The following is a 17,761-nucleotide window of genomic DNA, read 5'->3' on the forward strand; positions in this document are numbered from 1 at the left end:
CGAGTGATGTTGCCGGTTCGGCAAATCGCGCACCATGGCCCGAGCGACCGGTCGGCCCGGCCCGGCCCGGCAAGCGGGAGTCGCACGGGCTGCGGGCACAGTGCGGCGCGCCCGTGTTCGGAATCCGTCGCGGCCGCGCGGAACGCGGTTCTCCGCGTCCTGCCGGGAGGCCGCCTCCGCGGGGACCGCGGCGCCCGTGTTTCGGGATCGGGAACAGGAGCACCACCGACACCTACCCTGGGCCCATGGTGCGCAGCGGCGAGGGACCACGGGCGGCGGCAGCCCGGCTCACCGGGCGCGCGGCGACGCGGGAGCGTTCACTGTCCGGCACGCTGAGCGAGGTCGGCCTCGACGGCGGGCCGGTCGTGGTCGTCAAGCGAGCCGACGCTCCGGGCGCCGTCGCCGCCGAGGTGGCCGGGCTGCGCTGGCTGGCCGCCGCGGACACGGTCCGGCTGCCGGCCGTACGCGGCCATGACGCGCGGTGGCTGGTGCTCGACCACGTTCCGACCGGGCCGCCCGACCCCGGCGCCGCGGTCCGGTTCGGCCGCGCGCTGGCCGGCCTGCACACCGCCGGCGCGCCCGCCTTCGGCTCCCCGCCGCCCGGCGGCCCCGAGCGGGCGTACATCGGCCTCGCCCCGATGCGCAACGTCCCCGGTGCCGACTGGCCGACCTGGTACGCCGAGCACCGGATGCTCCCCTATCTGCGCCGCGCGGCCGACGCCGGCACCCTCGGCCGGGACGAGGCCGGCGTCCTCGACCGCGTCTGCGAGCGGCTGCCCCTGCTGGCGGGCCCCGCCGAGCCCCCGGCCCGGCTGCACGGCGACCTGTGGCACGGCAATGTCCTGTGGGGCGGCGACGGTCACGTACGGCTCATCGACCCGGCCGCGCACGGCGGGCACCGGGAGACCGACCTCGCGATGCTCCGGCTGTTCGGCTGTCCCCACCTGGAGCGGGTGCTCGACGGCTACCGGGAGACCACGCCCCTGGCGTCCGGCTGGCGCGAGCGCGTCGGGCTGCACCAGTTGTTCCCGCTGCTGGTCCACGCGGTGCTGTTCGGGCGCGGCTACGCGGAACAGGCCCTCGCGATCGCCCGGCGGCTCCTGGCGGCCTGACACGGGCCGTGATTCGGGCCGTGGTCACAGAAAGTAAGGAAACCAACCAGGCGTTCGAATCGTATAAATGCATGGAAGCTGAAACAGGGAGAGACCATGCAACCGTTCACGCTCAACTACGCCCGCCCGGCTGTGCAGTTGGATGTCACCACTCCGTACATGTACGACTCCGGACTGCAGTTGAACGTACTCCCCGACGGCCGCATCGCCGCGACCGACCACGCGACATTGAGAGCGCTGGGGACCACGACCTCCACGGCCGGCTCCAAAACGCACTTCGACGACTGACCGAGTTCTCGCAATGACCGTGCTCATTCTGACCAGTGAAGAGGACGTGACGGCGGACATGGTGGTCCTTCGGCTCCATGAGGCCGACGTGCCCGTGGTCCGCCTCGATCCAGCGGATCTCACCACCGGTGTCGCCCTGTCCGGCGAGTACGTGCAGGGCGTCAGCCACGGCCACCTGTCCGTCGCGGGCCGGCTGGTGAGCATGAGCGGTCTGCGCTCCGTCTGGGTGCGCAGACCGGGCCTTCCGGCGGCCCGGGCGGCCCAGCCGTCCGCCTGGCTGACCGAGGAGGCGTCCCAGGCGCTGTACGGCATGCTGCGCTGCACCGAGGCACGCTGGATGAACCATCCCGACGCGGCGCGGCGGGCCCGTCACAAGCCATGGCAGCTCGGGCTCGCGCAGCGCAGCGGGCTGCCGGTACCCGCCACCCTGATCACGACGTTCCCCCAGGCCGCCCGGGAGTTCTCTAAGCGCTTCCCGGATCTCGTGGTCAAGCCCGTCTCCGGCGCGCACCCCAAGGAGCCGCCCCGGGCGGTGCCGACCAGCAGGGTCGCGCCGGACACCGACTTCTCGGCCGTCGCGTTCGGTCCGACCCTGCTCCAGCGCAGGGTGCCGAAGCGGGCCGACATCCGGCTGACCGCCGTCGGCGGCCATCTGTTCGCCGCGCGCAAGGCCGTCGAGCCGGACGCCGACCCGGACGACGTGGACGTGCGTTTCGCCCCGTCCTTGTCCCCATGGAGCGCCGTGGAGGTGCCCGCGCGAGTCGCCACGGCCGTCCACGCCTATCTCAGCGGCGCCGAACTCGCCTACGGGGCATTCGACTTCGCCGAGGACGAGGACGGCATCTGGTGGTTCCTGGAGTGCAACCAGTCGGGCCAGTTCGGCTTTGTGGAGATGGACACCGGCCAGCCGATCGCCCGCGCCATCGCGCAGTGGCTGGCGTCCGCGCCCGACGGCACATGCTCGTCGGGCGGCGGACCACGGAGGCCGGCGCCGTGAGGGCCCGCCGAGCGCCTGGCGCCGCCCTGCCGCCGCGGCACCGTCGTCCACCGCGCGCCGCGCGGCTCAGGGGGCTCAGGGACCCGGCAGCGGGTGCACGCGCTGCCACTGCGAGGGCGGGGCCGCGGGCGGCGGCAGCGCGGCATACGGCGCCCGCGGCGACCGCAGCGGCAGCATGACCGCCTCCACTTCCCTGCGCAGTCGGTCGGCCTCTTCGCGTACTCCCGCGGGTACGTCGCCGCGTTCCGCGACGAGCCGGTCGTAGATGGGGGAATCCTGGAACACCCGTCAAGCGCCTTTCCGAGCACGGCCCATGGACATGGGCACAGCTGACGAGTGTAAGGACCGACGCCGGTTCTCGTGCGGTCCTGGTGGAGGTTACCCCCAAGGACGTGACGCCGCAGCCGTGGGGCGGGCCGTGCGGGCGGCCGGCGCGGCCGTCATCCGGCGAGCGGGAGTCCGCTCTCCTCGCCGGTGCCGCGCGCCCGGATCAGCAGGGCGTCGGCACGGGCGATGGCCTCGCGGACGTCCGCGGTGCCCGTCATCGCGCACAGACCGCGGGTCACCTCCGCCAGTTCCCGCGCCGCCGCCGGTGTCGGCCGTTCGGCCTGGGCGATCCTCAGCGACGCGTAACGGGTCAGCAGCTTTCTGACGACCTTGGGATCCGGGACCGGCACGTGTATGCCCCTCTCTCGTTTTATGCGCTGCGTATGCCCGGGAAACGGAAGTTCATTCCCCCTTGCTCCGCGAGCACGGCCCCGGCCGGCCTCCCGCGGTCGCCGCGGGACAGACGGGCCAGGTGCGCAGCGGGTGTTCGTATCACGCGTGATCCGGTGCCGTCCGCAGGACGGGCGGGGAGACGGAGAGGGCGGCTACTCCCCCAGGGTGCGGGCCAGTTCCCTGGTGGCCCGGGCGACCTCGGGGCAGTCGCCCGGCGGCAGCCGGCGGATCAGTTCCCGGCCCGACCGGACGGCCTCCCGGGCGTTGCGCTCCCAGACCACGTGGTTCTCCCGGTGGTTGAGCAGCTTGGGGTAGACGGCGGCCGTGTCCTCCCACTGGCGTGCCGCCGCGATGCTGCCGAGGAGTTCGATGATCTGGGCACGGCAGGCGATGCGGGGCTGTCGGGCCAGTTCCCACAGAAAGGGCACGGTGACGGCCGTGGCCTGTTCCACGACGAATCCGAACTGGCAGATGCGGGTGCGCAGTTCGCCGAGTGCCTGCCGGGCGCGGTTCTCGTCGCCGCGGGCGATGATGTGGAGCAGCAGCGGGATGCCCTCGGCGGATCCGGTGGAGTCCTTGAACTCCTGCCAGGGCACCTCGTCGACTCCCGCCAGCGGCGCGGCTGCCGCCCGGAGCGAGGACGTCGCGGGTTCGGTCCGCCCGGTGCTGGAGGGGTTGGTCCGAGGCGCAGGCGATGACACGACATCTCCCTGATTCGCGGTCAGGTCATGACGCCGACGGCGGGACCGGCGTCGCTGTCATTATTCACGTCAACAGCGTCCGCGTGCAATTGCACGGGAAATTGCGCGAAAAGTGGGTAGGAACACGGAACCCGCCCCGGCGGCCTCGCACCAGGCGAGCGTCCGCTCCCCGGGACGGGACGTGAACCCACAAGGAGGCTGTGATGTCACCGGTGCCGAACGGGGTGCGAGCCAGCTCGCTCGACGTGCGATGGATCAAGAGCAGGCGCAGCAATGCCGAGGGCAACTGCGTGGAGGTCGCGGCCCTGTCCGGCGGCTACGTCGCGGTCCGCAACTCCCGCGACCCGGACGGCCCCGCGCTCGTCTACACGCCCGCCGAGATGGCCGCCTTCCTGGCGGGTGCGAAGGACGGCGAGTTCGACAACCTGTTGTAGCCACGCCCTCGCGGCGCACCCTGCCCGGAACCCAACGCCCCACATGTGTCGGAGACATGGGCCGAGGTGCGCCGCCTGCGTTAGTCTGACGGTCTCCGTCGCCGGTCTTCCGGGAGCAAGGATGTCAGCCGAGTCCCCTCGCGTCTCCCGCCTCGAACCCTATCTGGACCGCGCCGAACCCGCCCCGACTTTGCTGAAGATGCTGGTCGGCGTCCAACTGGCGGGGTTCCGCGAGGACGCGGGGCTGGCCCAGGAACAGGCGGCGCGAAACCTCGGTTTCAGCGCGGCGAAGCTGTCCCGCATCGAGTCGGGCAAGGGCCGCAGGCCCCCGTCCGAGGCCGATGTGCAGGCCCTGCTGACGCTGTACGGCACGGACGCGTACGAGTCCTCGGTCCTGCTGAGGCTGCTGCGGCGGGCCGGTGAGCCGGGCTGGTGGCAGCGGTACGACAAGCGGCTGATGCCCGAGTGGTTCGACCGGCTGGTCGGTCTTCAGGAGGCCGCCGTCGCGATCCGTACCTTCGAGATCCAGTACGTTCCCGGTCTGTTGCAGACGCCGGACTATGCCCGTGCGGTGGTGCGGCGCGGCCTTCCGACGGCGCCCGAGAACGAGGTGCGCAGACGCGTCGAACTACGCATGCGCAGGGCCGAGTTGCTGCGCCGCCCGGACCCTCCCCAGGTGTGGGTGATCATCGACGAGTCGGTGCTGCTGCGCGTCCTGGGCGGCCCCGAGGTGATGCGCGAGCAACTGGAGCACCTGCTGCGGACGGCCCAGCGGCCGCATGTCACGCTGCAGATCGTCCCGCTGGACGTGACGAACGCGTCGGCGCCCGCGATCCCGGTCACCTATCTGCGGTTCGGCGGCCTCGACCTGCCCGATGTGGTCTATCTGGAGCACATCAGGAGCGCCAACTTCCTGGAGGACCGGGACGAGACCGAGGAGTACCGGGTGGTTCTGGACCGGCTGGCCGACGAGGCGCTGCAGCCGCGGCAGTCCGTCGACCTGCTGGAGCGGATCATGACGGAACGTTATCCGGCCCCCTGACCGGCAGTGCGGGCCGTGCGCGCACGGCCCGCCTCCCCCCTCCGCGCGTCCCCCGCTAGCCGACGCGGCCGACACCGCCGAACTCGATCCACTCATGGGTGAGCTGGCGCGGGGCCACCTCCGAGTCCGGCCGCCATGTCGACACCTCGACGAGACCGGGCTCCAGGATCTCCAGGCCCTCGAAGAGTTCCGCGACGTCCTTCTCCTGCCGCACCCGGCCCCAGTTCCCCTGGGTGGTCTGGTCCATGAAGTCGGTGACGAACTCGCGGACCTCGGCGTCCTCGCTGACCAGCTGGCACATCACCATGAAGCTCCCCGGGGCGAGGCGCTCGGCCACCCGCCGGGCCAGGGCCGACGGGCCGTCGGTGTCGCTGTCCGGGAGGCAGTGCATGACCGAGACGAAGAGCACGCCCACCGGCCGGCTGAAGTCGATGAGCCGCTGGGTCTCGGGGTGCCCGAAGATCCCGTCGGTGTCACGCATGTCGGCCTGGATGACGGCGGTGCGCTCGTCCTGCTCCAGCAGCGCCCGGCCGTGCACCAGCACCATGGGGTCGTTGTCGACGTAGACCACATGGGAGGTGGGGTCGACGGACTGGGCGACCTGGTGCACATTGTCCTGGGTGGGCAGCCCGGAACCGTGGTCGAGGAACTGCCGGATGCCGAAGTCCCGGGCCAGGGTCCGCACGACGCGCCGCAGGAAGCGGCGGTTGTTGACGGCGAGCCGCCGGGTGCTCGGCACCACCTTGTCCAGCTCTTCGCACGCCGCCCGGTCGGCCGCGTAGTTGTCCTTGCCGCCGAGGTAGTGGTCGTACATCCGCGCGGCCGTCGGCACGGTGGGGTCGATCTCCCTGGACGGCTGGTTTCCCTCTTGCATTGCTCCCCCGGTACGTACTGTGTCAACTGGCCGGTGATAACAGGGAGTACATACTAGGGACTGTGCCGTGCTCGTGGTATGCCCACGCGTGGACGATCTGTGAAACCCTCACCCAGGACCGGCGGCCCGCGCCGGTCGTCCCGTTCGGCATCCTGGAGAGGCAGCACGATGCGCATCGGACTGCTCGGCACCGGCCCTTGGGCCCAGATGGTCCACGCCCCCGCCCTGAGCGGGCACGACGAGGTGGAGTTCACCGGGGTGTGGGGGCGGCGCGCGGACGCCGCCGCCGAACTGGCAAACCGGCACGGCACCCGGGCCTACGCCGACGTGGACACTCTGCTCGACGACGTGGACGCGGTCGCCGTGGCGCTGCCGCCGGACGTCCAGGCCGCGCTCGCCTCGCGGGCGGCCCGCGCCGGACGTCATCTGCTGCTGGACAAGCCGCTCGCCGCCACGGTGGCGCACGGCCGGGAGGTCGTCGAGGCCGCGCGGCGGGCCGAGGTCGCCTCCGTGGTGTTCTTCACCACCCGGTTCCAGCCCGAGGCCGACGCCTGGATCGCCGAACAGGCGGAGAAGGGCGGCTGGTTCACCGCGCGGGCGCAGTGGCTGGGCTCGGTGTTCACGACGGACAGCCCGTTCGGGGCGTCGCCGTGGCGCCGGGAGAAGGGCGCGCTGTGGGACGTCGGCCCGCATGCCCTGTCCGTGCTGCTGCCGGTGCTGGGCGATGTGCGCCAGGTGAGCGCGGCGGCGCACGGCCCCGGTGACACCGCGCATGTCGTCCTCGACCATCTCGGCGGCGCCTCCAGCTCCTTGACCCTGAGCCTGACCGCCCCGCCGGCGGCGGCCGGCGCCACCGTCGAGCTGCGGGGCGAGGCCGGGGTGAGCACGCTGCCGGACAGTGCGGACGGCGCCCTCGCGGCCTTCGGCCGGGCCGTGGACGCGCTGCTGGTCGCGGCGCGCACGGGCCGACCGCATCCGTGCGACGCCGCGTTCGCCCTCCGGGTGACCGAGATCCTCGCCGCGGCGGACTCCCTGCGAGGTGACCGGCTGGCGCCGTCCCCCCTCTGAACCTTGCGCTGGAAGTGCCGCGATCTGCCGTCGGTCGTCCGCGGCACCGTCGTGGCCGGTCGCGCCCGCGCGGCAGAGCCGCATATCGATACAGCCCCGCGTGCCGCGGTCTGCCGTCAGTCGTCCGCGGCACCGTCGTGGCTTGTCGCGCCCGCGCGGCGGAGCCGCATATCGATACAGCCCCGCGCCCCTTCGGGGGCGCTGGCGCACTGGGTGTTACTCGGCTGCGGGGGCCAGGTGGAAATGGGCTCGTTCTCTTATGACGGGGTATCCGGCGCGGGTGAAGTGGGCGGCCATGGGGGCGTTGTCGCAGTCGGTCGCCGCGGCGATGGCCGTCGCTCCCTGCTCGACCAGGAAGTGGGTGCACTCGGCGAGCAGGTCGTGGGCGTACCCGTGTCCGCGCTGTTCCGGCAGGACCCCGATGAACCCGATGCAGGGCCCCACCGGGTTGTGCGCGGGAATGTGGATGCCGACGGGCTCGCCCTGCGGGGTGTGCGCGACCTGCCACCACTCGCGCGGCGACGGACACCACCGGAAGAAGTCGATCTCCTCCTGCGCGGCCAGCTCCGCTCCGCCCTTCGCGATGGCCCGCAGGGCGTGGGCGTCCAGGGTGCCGGAGTGGATACGGCGCAGGGCGTCGAAGAACACCGCGTCGTCGGGCTCGGGACGGAAGACGAGCCGTCCCGGCCGTGCGGGCAGTCCGCACGCCGGCGTCCACCGGTAGATGAAGCGCTCCACCAGGTGCCGGTAGCCGGCCGCCCGGACGGCGGCGAAACGGGTCTCGGCGGCGGCCTTCAGGGCGGGCACGTCGCGCCAGCCGCCGGGCAGGTTGAATTCGAGGTCGTCGACCTGCCAGGGCGCGGTCCGCAGCAGCTCGGCCCCCGCCTCCTCCTCGCCCTCGGCCACATCGAACCAGTTGACCGCGCGGGGCCGCGCGTCATCGGGTCCGCCCCACCAGGCGGCCCGCGCCACCACCCGGCCGTCGCGCAGGGCCACCCGCTTCCAGTCGGGGCGGTGCCGGGTCAGCCGGTGCGCCTCGCGTGCACGCAGCGGGTCGGGCAGGGCGTCGAAGAGGTGGACGGTGTGCTCGTCGAGCGTCTGGATGACCGGATCGGTCATGGATTCCTCCGGGATGCATGCGAACGGGGTGCGCTCCCGGTCAGGTCAGACGTGGCACGCCGGGGCAACGGGGAGGGAGCGCTCAGTGAGCTTGAACCACATGGCACTCGCCTCCTTCCGTCGGGTCTCGGGCGTACGCTGCCACCGTAGGGGCCGGCCGGGCACCGGGTCCACCGCTTTTCCGCCGCCGGCCCGGGGCCCGCAGGCCGCCCGGGGGGAGGCTCGCGGGCGGCCGGGTGCCTCGGCCGGGCGTAGCGTGGGCGTGTGGGAAGGGTCCGCGGCCGGCCCTGGCGCCGGTACCGGGAGGAGCGTGACTGGCTGCGGGGCGCGCCGCCGCCGCGCTGGGTGCGGGTGCTGCCCGTCGCCCTGCTCGTGTGCGTCACCACAGCCACCGTGCTCAGCCGCAACGCGCTCGACATCGGTTTCCTGCTGGGGGCGATACCGCCGCTCACCGTCCTGTCGTACGGGCCGCTGGCCACGGCGGTCATGGGCGCTCTGGTGGTGGTCGTGCTGAACGTGCCGACCACCCATCTGAACCGGCCCGGCAACACCGATCTGCTCACCGTCGTCTTCGTCGTGCTGCTGAGCGTGTTCGTCTCCTACGTGCGCAGTCAGCGGGACGCCCAACTGGTCACCGAGCGGACGGTCGGGCAGGCCGTGCAGCGGGCCATCGCGCCGCCGCTGCCCCAGCGGGTCGGCGCTGTCGGCTGCTCGGGGCTGTACCGGGCCGCCCAGCGCGGGACGCTGGTCGGCGGGGACTTCTTCGACGTGCGCGACGGCCCATACGGGGTCCGGGCGGTGATGGCCGATGTGCAGGGGCACGGGCTGGTCACCGTGCCCACCGTGGTGTCGCTGCTGGGTGCCTTCCGGGAGGCGGTGCTCGACGAGCCGGACCTGGAGGGGGTCGCGGCCCGCATGGACCGCAGGCTGGCGGCGGACTCGGCGGGCGAACTCCATACCGAGATGTTCGCCACCGCCGTACTGCTGGAGTTCTCCGTCGATGTCCGCGATGTGCGGATCGTGGTCCGCGGGCATCCGCCGCCGATCCTGCTGCGCGACGGGCAGGCCCGCGAGATCGGGGTCAGTCCGGGGATTCCGCTGGGCCTCGGCCCGTTCGGGCTGGATCCGCCCAAGGAGGTCACCGTGGGTCTGGAGCCCGGTGACCGGCTGTTCCTGGCCTCGGACGGGGTGTGGGAGGCACGGGACGCCTCCGGTGCGTTCTACCCGCTGGCCGAGCGGCTGCGCACCCTCGCCGCCGAGGACCCGGCGGCGCTGACCTCCCGCGTGTGGGCGGATCTCCTGGCGCACTCCGACGCCGTCCGGGACGACGCGACCATGCTCGTCCTCAGCCCGCTGCCCGCCCGGTGAGCCGCGCCCGGCGCCGGACCGCGGGGTTCAGCCGATGTCCCACAGGAAGCGGTGGGTGTGAATGCCGAAGTACGGGAACGACTGGATCTGCCGTACGCCGTCGATCGGCCGCACGACGTCGTTGACGAAGTCGAGCAGGTCCTTGGGACCGGGGGTGACGACCTCGGCGAACAGGTCGAAGCCGCCGGAGGTGAGCACCACGTAGATCACCTCGGGGTGTTCGGCCAGTTCGTCGGCGACGGCGCGCGGGTCACCGTCCACACCGATACCGAGCAGCGCCAGGGCCTGACCGCCCATGGCCATCGGGTCGGTGACGCCGACGACCTGGACCGCCCGGGAGTCCAGCAGTCGTTGCAGGCGCTGCCGGGCCGCCGAGGCGGACAGGCCGACCTTCGGGCCGAGGTCGGCGTACGCCATGCGTCCGTCGGTCTGCAGTTCACGCAGGATGGCCCGGTCGATCTCGTCCACGTTCGTCCTCTCCCGCCGTCGGCCCGGCTCCGCCCCACTGTAACGGCGCGTCCCGGCCGGTCGGTTGGGCCGGGTCCGCGGCGAAGACCTCGGTGCGGGTGTCCACGAAGGCTCCGGCCGTCCTGTCCACCCTCGAACAGGAAGACGACGGAACCCGGGAATCGTACGCGCCGTAAAGCGCCAGGGCACGCCACCCCTTCCCCGGCATAGAAATATCTACAAGGATGCATATGCCGGGTCGGTGTGCCGCATCGTGCGGTTATCTCGTGCGCCCGGCATCCGGAGCGGCAGATGACGGACGCGACGTGGATGCGGGGCGTGGAGTGGCTGGCGGCGGCCTCCTGCGACCCCCGGACCTGCAAGCGGGAGTGGGACCAGGGCGAGGGCATCGCCCTGCTGGAGGCGGGGCGCTACTGGGACGTGCTGAGCGTCCCCGACGAGTTGGGGCTGCTCACCCTCGACCTGCTGTGGAGCCCGTCGCTGCCCCTGCCGGGCCCCACGCTCGCGGACGGCGGCGCCCACCGGGTCGGCTTCTTCCTGCCGCCCGACCCGGGCAGCCGCTGGGTCGGGGCCGGGCTGCGGCACGCGAGCAAGGGCGCATGGGTCGCGGTGCCGCCGCCGTACCGTCCGGCCGGGCTCATGGAGTGGCTGGTCCCGCCGGACGGCTCTGGCACCCTGCACGCCCCGACCGCGCTGGAGGTGGCGCTGCGCCAGGCACACGGCACGCTGGCCGTCCTCCAGCCGCCGGACCCCGGCTGAGCCCGGCGGCGCGCACGCCCGGGAGCGCTCGGCAGATGTGCGGCAGCGCTCAGCAGATCCGCGGCAGCTGTTCCCCGAGGGGCATGTCGACCACCCGGGTGCCGCCCAGGCCGGTGCGGGCCACCACCATCCCGGGGTGCTCCGCCACCGCCTCGCCGATGATCGCGGACTGCGCGCCCAGCGGATGCGCCCGCATCGCCGCCAGCACGGCGTCGGCGTGCTCGCGCGGGACGAACGCCACCAGCTTGCCCTCGTTGGCGACGTAGAAGGGGTCGAGGCCCAGCATGGCGCAGGCGCCGGCCACCGCCGGCGGGACGGGCACGGCGCGTTCCGCGATGACGACACCGGTGCCCGACGCGCTCGCGATCTCGTTGAGGCAGGCCGCGAGCCCGCCGCGGGTGGGATCGCGCAGGACGTGCAGATCCGGGGTGACGGCCAGCATGTCCGCCACCAGGCCGCCGAGCGCCGCGCAGTCGCTGACGATCTCGACCCCGAACTCCAGGCCCTCGCGCACGCTCATGATGGCCACGCCGTGCACCCCGACCGGCCCGCTGACGATCACCACGTCGCCGGGCACCACCCGGGCCGGGCGCAGATCGACTCCGGCCGGGATCAGGCCGATGCCGGCCGTGTTGACGAAGATTCCGTCGCCGTGCCCGCACTCGACCACCTTGGTGTCGCCCGTCGCGACCTCCACGCCCGCGGTCCGCGCGGCGGCGCCGAGCGCGTCGGCCACCCGGGCGACGGTCTCGATCTCCACCCCCTCCTCCAGGATGAATCCGCAGGAGAGGTAGGCGGCCCGGGCGCCGCTCATCGCGAGGTCGTTGACGGTGCCGTTGACGGCGAGGTCGCCGATGCTGCCGCCGGGGAAGAACAGCGGCCGCACCACGAAGGAGTCGGTGGAGAAGGCCAGCCGGACCCCGCCGAGACTCAGCGCGGCCGCGTCGCCCAGTTCGGCGAGGGCCGCACCGCCGAAGGCGGGCGCGAAGACTTGTTCGACCAGTTCCGCGGAGAGCGTGCCCCCGCCGCCGTGGCCCATGGCCACGCGGGGCCGGTCGCGCAGCGGGGCCGGGCAGGTCCAGCCGGTCACGTCCAGGGTGTCGGTGGTGTCAGGCAACGGGGCTCGCCTCCCGGGGCGCGGGCGTGATCTGAAGACGTCGGTAGAGGTAATAGGCGGCGCAGGCACCCTCGTTGGAGACCATGGTGGCGCCGAGCGGGGTGCGCGGGGTGCAGCGGGTGCCGAACATCTCGCACTCGTGGGGTTTGCGCAGTCCCTGGAGCACCTCGCCGCTGCGGCACTCGGCCGGCTCCAGGGTGCGGATGCCGTCGACGCGGAACCGCAGTTCGGCGTCGTAGTCGCGGTATCTGCCGGACAGCCGCCAGCCGCTGTCGGGGATCACGCCGATGCCCCGCCAGGGGCGGTCGGTGACCTCGAAGACATCCTCCAGCACGGCCTTCGCTGCGGGGTTGCCCTCGGCGCGCACGGCCCGCGGGTAGGCGTTGGAGACAGTGTGTTCGCCGCGCTCCAGCTGCGCCACGGTACGGCGTACGCCTTCCAGGATGTCCAGCGGTTCGAAGCCGGTGACGACGATCGGCACACGGTGGCGCCGCGCCAGTTCGGGATACTCACCGAGGCCCATGACGGTGCACACGTGTCCGGCGGCGAGGAAGGCCTGCACCCGGCAGCTCGGCGACCGCATGATCGCCTCGATGGCCGGCGGCACCCGCACATGCGAGACCAGCAGGCTGAAGTTGCGGATGCCCAGCTTGCGGGCCTGGTGGACGGTCATCGCGTTGGGCGGCGCGGTGGTCTCGAAGCCGATGCCGAAGAACACCACCTCGCGGTCCGGGTGCCGCTGCGCGATCCGCAGGGCGTCCAGCGGGGAGTACACGACCCGTACGTCGCCGCCCTCCCCGCGCACCTGGAACAGGTCGCGGTCCGTCCCGGGCACCCGGAGCATGTCGCCGAAGGAGCAGAAGATCACCTCGGGGCGGGCGGCGATCTCCAGGGCCTTGTCGATGACCTCCAGCGGTGTGACACACACCGGACAGCCCGGACCGTGGATCAACTCGACCTGCTCGGGGAGGAGTTGGTCGATGCCATGCCGGATGATGGAGTGCGTCTGGCCGCCGCAGACCTCCATCAGCGCCCATGGCCTGGTCACCGTGTCATGGATCTCGTCGAGCAGCCGCCGGGCCAGCTCCGGGTCCTGGAACTCCTCGATGTACTTCACCGGTGGGCCTCCTCGCCCGTGTGCGCGGCGCCCGCGCCCGCGGCCGCCTCCCAGGGGTCACCGAACTCCTCCTGGAGCATGCCTAGTTCGGCGAAGAGTTCGAGCGTCTGCCGGGCCGATTCCTCGTCGAGCCGCTGCAGCGCGAAGCCGACGTGCACGATGGCGTACTCGCCGACCTTCAGGTCGGGCAGGTATTCCAGGCACACCTCCTTGACCACGCCGCCGAAGTCGACGGTGGCCATCCGGGTGCCGTCCCGCTCGTCGATGTCCAGCACTCTGCCGGGTACCGCCAGGCACATGGGCCTCTCCTCGCTGTCAGGTCGTGCGTCGGTCGTCAGGGGGTGGTCCCGTCCGGGCCGCCGGCCCCGGCGGCCACCATCAGCTGCCCGAGGGCCAGTCCCCCGTCGCCGGGCGGGACCAGGTGGTGGCGCAGCACGGTGAATCCGTCCGCCCTAAGGGCCGCGGCACAGGCAGAGGAGAGCAGGGAGTTGAGGAACACGCCGCCGGTGAGGGCGACGGTGTCCACCCCGTGCCGGTCCCGGGCCAGCAGGCAGACGCGGTGGACAAGGCCGGCGACGGCGCGATGGAATCGGGCCGCGATCGACGCCGCGGGCACGCCCGCCCGCAGATCGTCGACGACCGCGGCCAGCACGGGCGCCGGGTCGGCCCGCAGCGGGCCGTCGGCCGGTGCGGCCTCGGGTACGGCGAAGGCGTACGCGGTGGTGTCCTCGGCGGGCGCGGACAGCGCGGCGGCCTCCAGTTCGACGGCTGCCTGCGCCTCGTAGCCGGCCCGGTGGCACACGCCGGCGAGGGAGGACACCGCGTCGAACAGGCGCCCCATGCTGGAGGTGGGCACACAGTGGATGCCGCGCTCCAACTGACGTGAGAGCACCGTGAGTTCGACGGCAGGACAGGCGGCCACGCAGGGCAGGTCGGCGGACCAGCCGAGCCCGGCCGCGCGCAGATGCGCGAGCGCCATGCGGTAGGGCCGGTGCACCGCGGCGTCACCGCCGGGCAGGGGGACGTAGGCCAGGTGCCCGAGACGGGTGAAGCCGGCGTAGTCCGCGAGCAGGAACTCCCCGCCCCACACCGCTTGGTCGTCGCCGTGTCCGGTGCCGTCGAAGGCGGCGCCGAGCACCCGCCGCGTGCCGTCGAGGCCGTGCTCCGCCATCGCGGCGGCGATGTGCGCGTGGTGGTGCTGAACGCGGACCACCTCGCGTCCCGCGGCGTTGCGCAGGGCCCACTGGGCGGAGCGGTAGCCGGGGTGCCGGTCGGCCGCGAGCAGTCCGGGCCGCACCGGTGTGATCGACTCCAGGTGTGCCACGGCCCGCGCGAAGGCCCGCTGGGTGGCGAGGTCGTCCATGTCGCCGATGTGCGCCGACAGCCAGGCCCGTCGCCCCTCGCCGAGACAGCACGCGTTCTTCAGGTCGCCGCCGACCGCGAGGGCCGGGCGCACCGGGACGGGCAGATCGAGTGCCAGCGGCGCATAGCCGCGGGCGCGGCGCACGATGAGCGGTTTCCCGTCGCACAGTCGCACCACGGAGTCGTCGCACGGCACCCGGATCGGCCGGTCGTGGGTGAGCCAGGCGTCGGCCAGGTGTGCCAGGCGTTCCAGGGCCTCCCCCTCGTCGGTGACGATCGGTTCGCCGGAGACATTGCCGCTGGTCATGACGAGCAGCCGGGGCCCTTCGGGGTCGCCCGGCAGGCCCAGCAGAAGGTGGTGCAGCGGGGTGTAGGGCAGCATGACGCCGAGGTCGGGGCTGCCGGGCGCGACCTGCCGCGCCGGGCGCGGACCGGCGGGCCCGGCCGGTGCGCGGCGGCGCAGCAGCACGATCGGGCGGGCCGGGCCGGCGAGCAGTTCGCGTTCCGCGGCGGTGAGCGACACCAGGTGCTCGATGTCACCCGCGCCGCGTGCCATCAGCGCGAACGGCTTGTCGCCCCGCGCCTTGCGGCGCCGCAGCAGCGCGACGGCCTCGGGGTCGGTCGCGTCGCACGCCAGGTGGTAGCCGCCGAGCCCCTTCACGGCGAGGACCGCCCCGCGGGCCAGCAGCCGGCGTGCCTCGGCCACCGGGTCCGCGTCGGTGACCTCCTCGGGGGCGCCGCCGGTCCGCGGGCGGCGGGTGAGCAGCCGCAGCCGTGGGCCGCAGTCCGGGCAGGCGACGGGCTGGGCGTGGAAGCGCCGGTCGGCGGGGTCGGCGTACTCGCGGGCGCAGCGCGGGCACAGCGGGAAGCCGGCCATCGTGGTGTGCGCCCGGTCGTAGGGCAGGCCGGTGACGATCGTGAAGCGGGGCCCGCAGTGGGTGCAGTTGACGAAGGGGTGGCGGTGGCGCCGGTCGGCGGGGTCGGCCAGTTCGCCGAGGCACGCGGCGCAGGTGGCGGTGTCCGGGGGGATCAGGGCGCCGGCCCGGCCGTCGGCCCGGGAGGCGAGGATGGTGAACGCGCCGTCGCCGGTGGCGGGCACGTCCTCCTGGTCGACGCCGTCGACGCGGGCCAGCGGCGGGGCGTCCGGCGCGAGACGGGCGCAGAACAGGTCGACGGCCGCGCGGTCGCCCTCGACCTCGACGACCACCCCGTCGGGGGTGTTGGTCACGTGTCCGGTCAGGCCGAGCGAGGTGGCGAGGGCATGGACGTACGGCCGGAAGCCGACCCCCTGGACCACGCCGCGCGCGGTGACCCGGCGGCGCAGAACCGTCGCGCCGACCGTCCCGGTGACGTTCACGAGCGAGACGGAACCGCGTCGTGCGCGTACCCGGCCTGCGCGTACGCAGCGTGCGCGTGCCCGGCGCGCTCGTCCCCGGCCTGGGCGTGCCCGGCATGCGCGTGCCCCACATGCGCGTGCCCGGCATGCTCGTGCCCGGCCTGCTCGTGCCCGGCCTGCTCGTGCCCGGCGCGCGCGTGCCCGGCCTGGGCGTGCCCGGCATGCGCGTGCCCGGCATGCTCGTCCCCGGCATGCTCGTCCCCGGCATGCGCGTGCCCGACCTGGGCGTGCCCGGCGTGCGCGTGCCCGGCCTGGGCGTGCCCGGCGTGCTCGTGCGGGCGGGCGGACATGACCGGGGTGTGCGGCGGGACGCCGTCCGCGGCGGCCAGGGCGCGCTCCAGCAGGATGCCGAGCCCCCGTCGCGCGCGCACCGAGGTCAGCACCACCTCGACGCCCGGGTTGACCTGTTCGACGTGGGCGCGGAACGCCGCCTCGTCGAAGTCCACGGCCGCGGCGATGTCGGTCTTGGTGACGACCACCAGGTGGGCGAGGCCGAAAGCGGTGGGGTACTTCAGCGGCTTGTCCTCGCCCTCCGTCACGGAGGCGAGGGCCACCCGCAGGGTCTCGCCGAGGTCGTAGGAGGCCGGGCAGACGAGGTTGCCGACGTTCTCCACGAACAGCAGCCGCGTGGGCCGCGGCAGCCAGTCGTCGACGTGCCGGGCGAGCATCCGGGCCTCCAGATGGCACAGCCCGTCGGTGAGGATCTGCCGGACCGGGACGCCCGAACGGGCGAGCCGCGCCGCGTCGTTCTCGGTGGCGAGGTCCGCGGTGAGCGCGGCGACCGGCACGGACCGCTCGCGGGCCAGGGTGAGTTCGTGCTCCAGCAGGGCGGTCTTGCCGCTGCCGGGGCTGGAGAGCAGGTTGACGACCGTGGTGCCGCGGGCCGCGAGCCGGGCGCGCAGGGCGTGCGCGGACTCGTCGTTCCTGGCAAGCACGGACTGGTGCAGATCCACCGCACGGCACATGGTTCAGCGCTCCTCGCTCGGTTCACGGGTGGCTGCCCCCGTCGTGCCGTCCTCCCAGCGCACCCCGACGATGCGCAGTTCGCGGCCGGACAGCAGGTCGGTGGTCGCGCCCCGGCACCGCGGGCAGCCGAGCCGGGGCGGCATGCCGACGGCCCATTCGTGGTCGCAGGGCGTGCAGCGGGCCCGTCCGGGCACCGCTTCGGTGACCAGTTCGGCGCCCTCCAACAGGGTTCCGACGCAGGCGAGTTCGAAGGAGAAGGCGAGGGCTTCGGGTACCACTCCAGCCAGTTCGCCCACCTGGAGCCGCACCGAGCGCACCGCGGTGACGTCACCGGCCCGTTCGGCCGCCTCCGCCACCTCTTCGATCACCGCCAGCGCGATGGACATCTCGTGCATCTGCCTCCGTCCCGGCGGGCCGTACATGCGCTGCGCGCGGGCCGTACCGGCGCGAACGGCCGCATCCCATTAGAGGGGCAGGGTGCCGGGCCGGTGGCCCGGCACGCCGCCGCGGTGGGACCGCGTCCGTCGTTTGCCGCAGCGCCCCGCCGGGCGGGGCGCGACGACGTGCCCGGCGGGGCGCTGCGGCATGCTGTCCGGCCTCCCTTTCGCCCTGCTCTGACCGTGGCGCTGCCGGCGCCGGGGGCTGTGCTGGGGCCGCGGCCAGGCGGGCCGGATGCGGCCACCGGTCTGCTCGCGGCCGGCGCTGCGGCCACGGCCCGGGTCGCCGGGCGTCAGGTCACATGCGGCGGATGCGCAGATAGCGCCGCAGGTCGGGCAGGGACTGTACGACGAGCACGGCGGCCACGGCGGCGCCGGCGGTCAGGGCGCCGAAGACGATCTTCTTCACGGGTCTC

20 protein-coding genes and 1 pseudogene are annotated in these 17,761 nt (G+C 73.4%); 8 read left to right on the plus strand and 13 right to left on the minus strand.

Going from position 1 to position 17,761, the window contains the following annotated elements; translation table 11 throughout:
• Positions 1-245: 245 nt before the first annotated feature.
• The 3 genes from ACFYTE_RS32805 to tgmB all read left to right on the plus strand — a co-directional run bounded on the left by ACFYTE_RS32805 (position 246) and on the right by tgmB (position 2,397).
• The gene (locus tag ACFYTE_RS32805) at positions 246-1,112 is read left to right on the plus strand and encodes a fructosamine kinase family protein (protein WP_388718515.1); all 867 of its coding nucleotides are present in this window, start codon (positions 246-248) and stop codon (positions 1,110-1,112) included.
• A 96-nt stretch (positions 1,113-1,208) separates the two neighbouring features.
• Positions 1,209-1,400, plus strand: a complete 192-nt coding sequence (tgmA, locus tag ACFYTE_RS32810) for a putative ATP-grasp-modified RiPP (protein WP_383094378.1) — start codon at positions 1,209-1,211, stop codon at positions 1,398-1,400.
• Between the two features lie 13 nt (positions 1,401-1,413).
• Complete coding sequence (tgmB, locus tag ACFYTE_RS32815; RefSeq protein WP_388718518.1) at positions 1,414-2,397, plus strand: ATP-grasp ribosomal peptide maturase; 984 nt, start codon at positions 1,414-1,416, stop codon at positions 2,395-2,397.
• Positions 2,398-2,472: 75 nt separating this feature from the next.
• Here tgmB and ACFYTE_RS32820 read toward each other — a convergent pair whose 3' ends face one another.
• The 3 genes from ACFYTE_RS32820 to ACFYTE_RS32830 form a co-directional block, all read right to left on the minus strand.
• Positions 2,473-2,682, minus strand: coding sequence for a hypothetical protein (locus tag ACFYTE_RS32820; protein ID WP_388718520.1), 210 nt, complete (start codon positions 2,680-2,682; stop codon positions 2,473-2,475).
• A gap of 155 nt (positions 2,683-2,837) precedes the next feature.
• Positions 2,838-3,074, minus strand: a complete 237-nt coding sequence (locus ACFYTE_RS32825) for a DUF5133 domain-containing protein (RefSeq protein WP_388718522.1) — start codon at positions 3,072-3,074, stop codon at positions 2,838-2,840.
• Positions 3,075-3,269: 195 nt separating this feature from the next.
• Complete coding sequence (locus tag ACFYTE_RS32830) at positions 3,270-3,818, minus strand: hypothetical protein (RefSeq protein WP_388718524.1); 549 nt, start codon at positions 3,816-3,818, stop codon at positions 3,270-3,272.
• Positions 3,819-4,021: 203 nt separating this feature from the next.
• Between ACFYTE_RS32830 and ACFYTE_RS32835 the strand changes: the two genes are divergently transcribed.
• Together ACFYTE_RS32835 and ACFYTE_RS32840 are read left to right on the plus strand one after the other, a co-directional pair.
• Positions 4,022-4,252 carry a DUF397 domain-containing protein gene (locus ACFYTE_RS32835; protein ID WP_351742503.1) on the plus strand — a complete coding sequence of 77 codons (231 nt, stop codon included), beginning with the start codon at positions 4,022-4,024 and terminating at the stop codon, positions 4,250-4,252.
• Positions 4,253-4,373: 121 nt separating this feature from the next.
• A complete protein-coding gene (locus tag ACFYTE_RS32840; protein ID WP_388718526.1) occupies positions 4,374-5,294 on the plus strand; it encodes a helix-turn-helix domain-containing protein in 921 nt (306 codons plus the stop codon).
• A 55-nt stretch (positions 5,295-5,349) separates the two neighbouring features.
• On the opposite strand, the gene ACFYTE_RS32845 is transcribed toward ACFYTE_RS32840, so the two are convergent.
• Positions 5,350-6,168 carry an SAM-dependent methyltransferase gene (locus tag ACFYTE_RS32845; protein ID WP_388718528.1) on the minus strand — a complete coding sequence of 273 codons (819 nt, stop codon included), beginning with the start codon at positions 6,166-6,168 and terminating at the stop codon, positions 5,350-5,352.
• Positions 6,169-6,336: 168 nt separating this feature from the next.
• On the opposite strand from ACFYTE_RS32845, the gene ACFYTE_RS32850 reads away from it, so the two are divergent.
• Positions 6,337-7,236, plus strand: a complete 900-nt coding sequence (locus ACFYTE_RS32850; RefSeq protein WP_388718530.1) for a Gfo/Idh/MocA family protein — start codon at positions 6,337-6,339, stop codon at positions 7,234-7,236.
• A gap of 216 nt (positions 7,237-7,452) precedes the next feature.
• Here ACFYTE_RS32850 and ACFYTE_RS32855 read toward each other — a convergent pair whose 3' ends face one another.
• On the minus strand, positions 7,453-8,355 hold the full coding sequence (locus ACFYTE_RS32855) for a GNAT family N-acetyltransferase (protein WP_388718532.1): 903 nt from the start codon (positions 8,353-8,355) through the stop codon (positions 7,453-7,455).
• A gap of 264 nt (positions 8,356-8,619) precedes the next feature.
• On the opposite strand from ACFYTE_RS32855, the gene ACFYTE_RS32860 reads away from it, so the two are divergent.
• Positions 8,620-9,723 carry a PP2C family protein-serine/threonine phosphatase gene (locus tag ACFYTE_RS32860; RefSeq protein ID WP_388718534.1) on the plus strand — a complete coding sequence of 368 codons (1,104 nt, stop codon included), beginning with the start codon at positions 8,620-8,622 and terminating at the stop codon, positions 9,721-9,723.
• Between the two features lie 27 nt (positions 9,724-9,750).
• On the opposite strand, the gene ACFYTE_RS32865 is transcribed toward ACFYTE_RS32860, so the two are convergent.
• Positions 9,751-10,191, minus strand: coding sequence for an Lrp/AsnC family transcriptional regulator (locus ACFYTE_RS32865; protein ID WP_388718536.1), 441 nt, complete (start codon positions 10,189-10,191; stop codon positions 9,751-9,753).
• A gap of 291 nt (positions 10,192-10,482) precedes the next feature.
• Here ACFYTE_RS32865 and ACFYTE_RS32870 point away from each other — a divergent pair, with 291 nt between their 5' ends.
• Positions 10,483-10,950, plus strand: a complete 468-nt coding sequence (locus ACFYTE_RS32870; protein ID WP_388718538.1) for a hypothetical protein — start codon at positions 10,483-10,485, stop codon at positions 10,948-10,950.
• A 49-nt stretch (positions 10,951-10,999) separates the two neighbouring features.
• Here the strand turns inward: ACFYTE_RS32870 and hypE are convergent, their stop codons facing one another.
• The 7 genes and pseudogenes from hypE to ACFYTE_RS32905 form a co-directional block, all read right to left on the minus strand.
• Positions 11,000-12,067 (minus strand): hydrogenase expression/formation protein HypE, encoded by a 1,068-nt coding sequence (gene hypE, locus ACFYTE_RS32875; RefSeq protein ID WP_388718540.1) that lies wholly within the window; start codon positions 12,065-12,067, stop codon positions 11,000-11,002.
• Entirely contained in the window at positions 12,060-13,184 is a 1,125-nt protein-coding gene (gene hypD / locus ACFYTE_RS32880) for a hydrogenase formation protein HypD (RefSeq protein ID WP_388718542.1), read from the minus strand. The genes hypE and hypD overlap by 8 nt, the downstream gene beginning before the upstream one ends.
• Positions 13,181-13,483, minus strand: coding sequence for a HypC/HybG/HupF family hydrogenase formation chaperone (locus ACFYTE_RS32885; RefSeq protein ID WP_388718544.1), 303 nt, complete (start codon positions 13,481-13,483; stop codon positions 13,181-13,183). The genes hypD and ACFYTE_RS32885 overlap by 4 nt, the downstream gene beginning before the upstream one ends.
• A 35-nt stretch (positions 13,484-13,518) precedes the next feature.
• Positions 13,519-15,903: a carbamoyltransferase HypF gene (hypF, locus tag ACFYTE_RS32890; RefSeq protein WP_388718546.1), complete on the minus strand. Its 2,385-nt coding sequence runs from the start codon at positions 15,901-15,903 to the stop codon at positions 13,519-13,521.
• 221 nt (positions 15,904-16,124) lie between these two features.
• Positions 16,125-16,907: pseudogene (hypB, locus tag ACFYTE_RS32895) on the minus strand (hydrogenase nickel incorporation protein HypB); the annotation flags it as partial.
• Between the two features lie 3 nt (positions 16,908-16,910).
• Entirely contained in the window at positions 16,911-17,303 is a 393-nt protein-coding gene (locus ACFYTE_RS32900; protein WP_388718548.1) for a hydrogenase maturation nickel metallochaperone HypA, read from the minus strand.
• Positions 17,304-17,643: 340 nt separating this feature from the next.
• On the minus strand, positions 17,644-17,754 hold the full coding sequence (locus tag ACFYTE_RS32905; RefSeq protein ID WP_388718550.1) for a DUF6893 family small protein: 111 nt from the start codon (positions 17,752-17,754) through the stop codon (positions 17,644-17,646).
• Positions 17,755-17,761 lie beyond the last annotated feature (7 nt).

The sequence above is a fragment of the Streptomyces sp. NPDC004629 genome (genome assembly GCF_042873595.1).
Lineage (GTDB): Bacteria > Actinomycetota > Actinomycetes > Streptomycetales > Streptomycetaceae > Streptomyces.

Bases quoted from the DNA above. Each gene is read 5' to 3' on its own strand.
- ACFYTE_RS32835 (WP_351742503.1), top strand. From the start codon at position 4,022: ATGTCACCGGTGCCGAACGGGGTGCGAGCCAGCTCGCTCGACGTGCGA.
- ACFYTE_RS32840 (WP_388718526.1), top strand. From the start codon at position 4,374: ATGTCAGCCGAGTCCCCTCGCGTCTCCCGCCTCGAACCCTATCTGGAC.
- ACFYTE_RS32870 (WP_388718538.1), top strand. From the start codon at position 10,483: ATGACGGACGCGACGTGGATGCGGGGCGTGGAGTGGCTGGCGGCGGCC.
- ACFYTE_RS32845 (WP_388718528.1), bottom strand. From the start codon at position 6,168: ATGCAAGAGGGAAACCAGCCGTCCAGGGAGATCGACCCCACCGTGCCG.
- tgmA (WP_383094378.1), top strand. From the start codon at position 1,209: ATGCAACCGTTCACGCTCAACTACGCCCGCCCGGCTGTGCAGTTGGAT.
- ACFYTE_RS32855 (WP_388718532.1), bottom strand. From the start codon at position 8,355: ATGACCGATCCGGTCATCCAGACGCTCGACGAGCACACCGTCCACCTC.
- ACFYTE_RS32900 (WP_388718548.1), bottom strand. From the start codon at position 17,303: ATGCACGAGATGTCCATCGCGCTGGCGGTGATCGAAGAGGTGGCGGAG.
- tgmB (WP_388718518.1), top strand. From the start codon at position 1,414: ATGACCGTGCTCATTCTGACCAGTGAAGAGGACGTGACGGCGGACATG.
- ACFYTE_RS32885 (WP_388718544.1), bottom strand. From the start codon at position 13,483: ATGTGCCTGGCGGTACCCGGCAGAGTGCTGGACATCGACGAGCGGGAC.
- ACFYTE_RS32805 (WP_388718515.1), top strand. From the start codon at position 246: ATGGTGCGCAGCGGCGAGGGACCACGGGCGGCGGCAGCCCGGCTCACC.
- ACFYTE_RS32850 (WP_388718530.1), top strand. From the start codon at position 6,337: ATGCGCATCGGACTGCTCGGCACCGGCCCTTGGGCCCAGATGGTCCAC.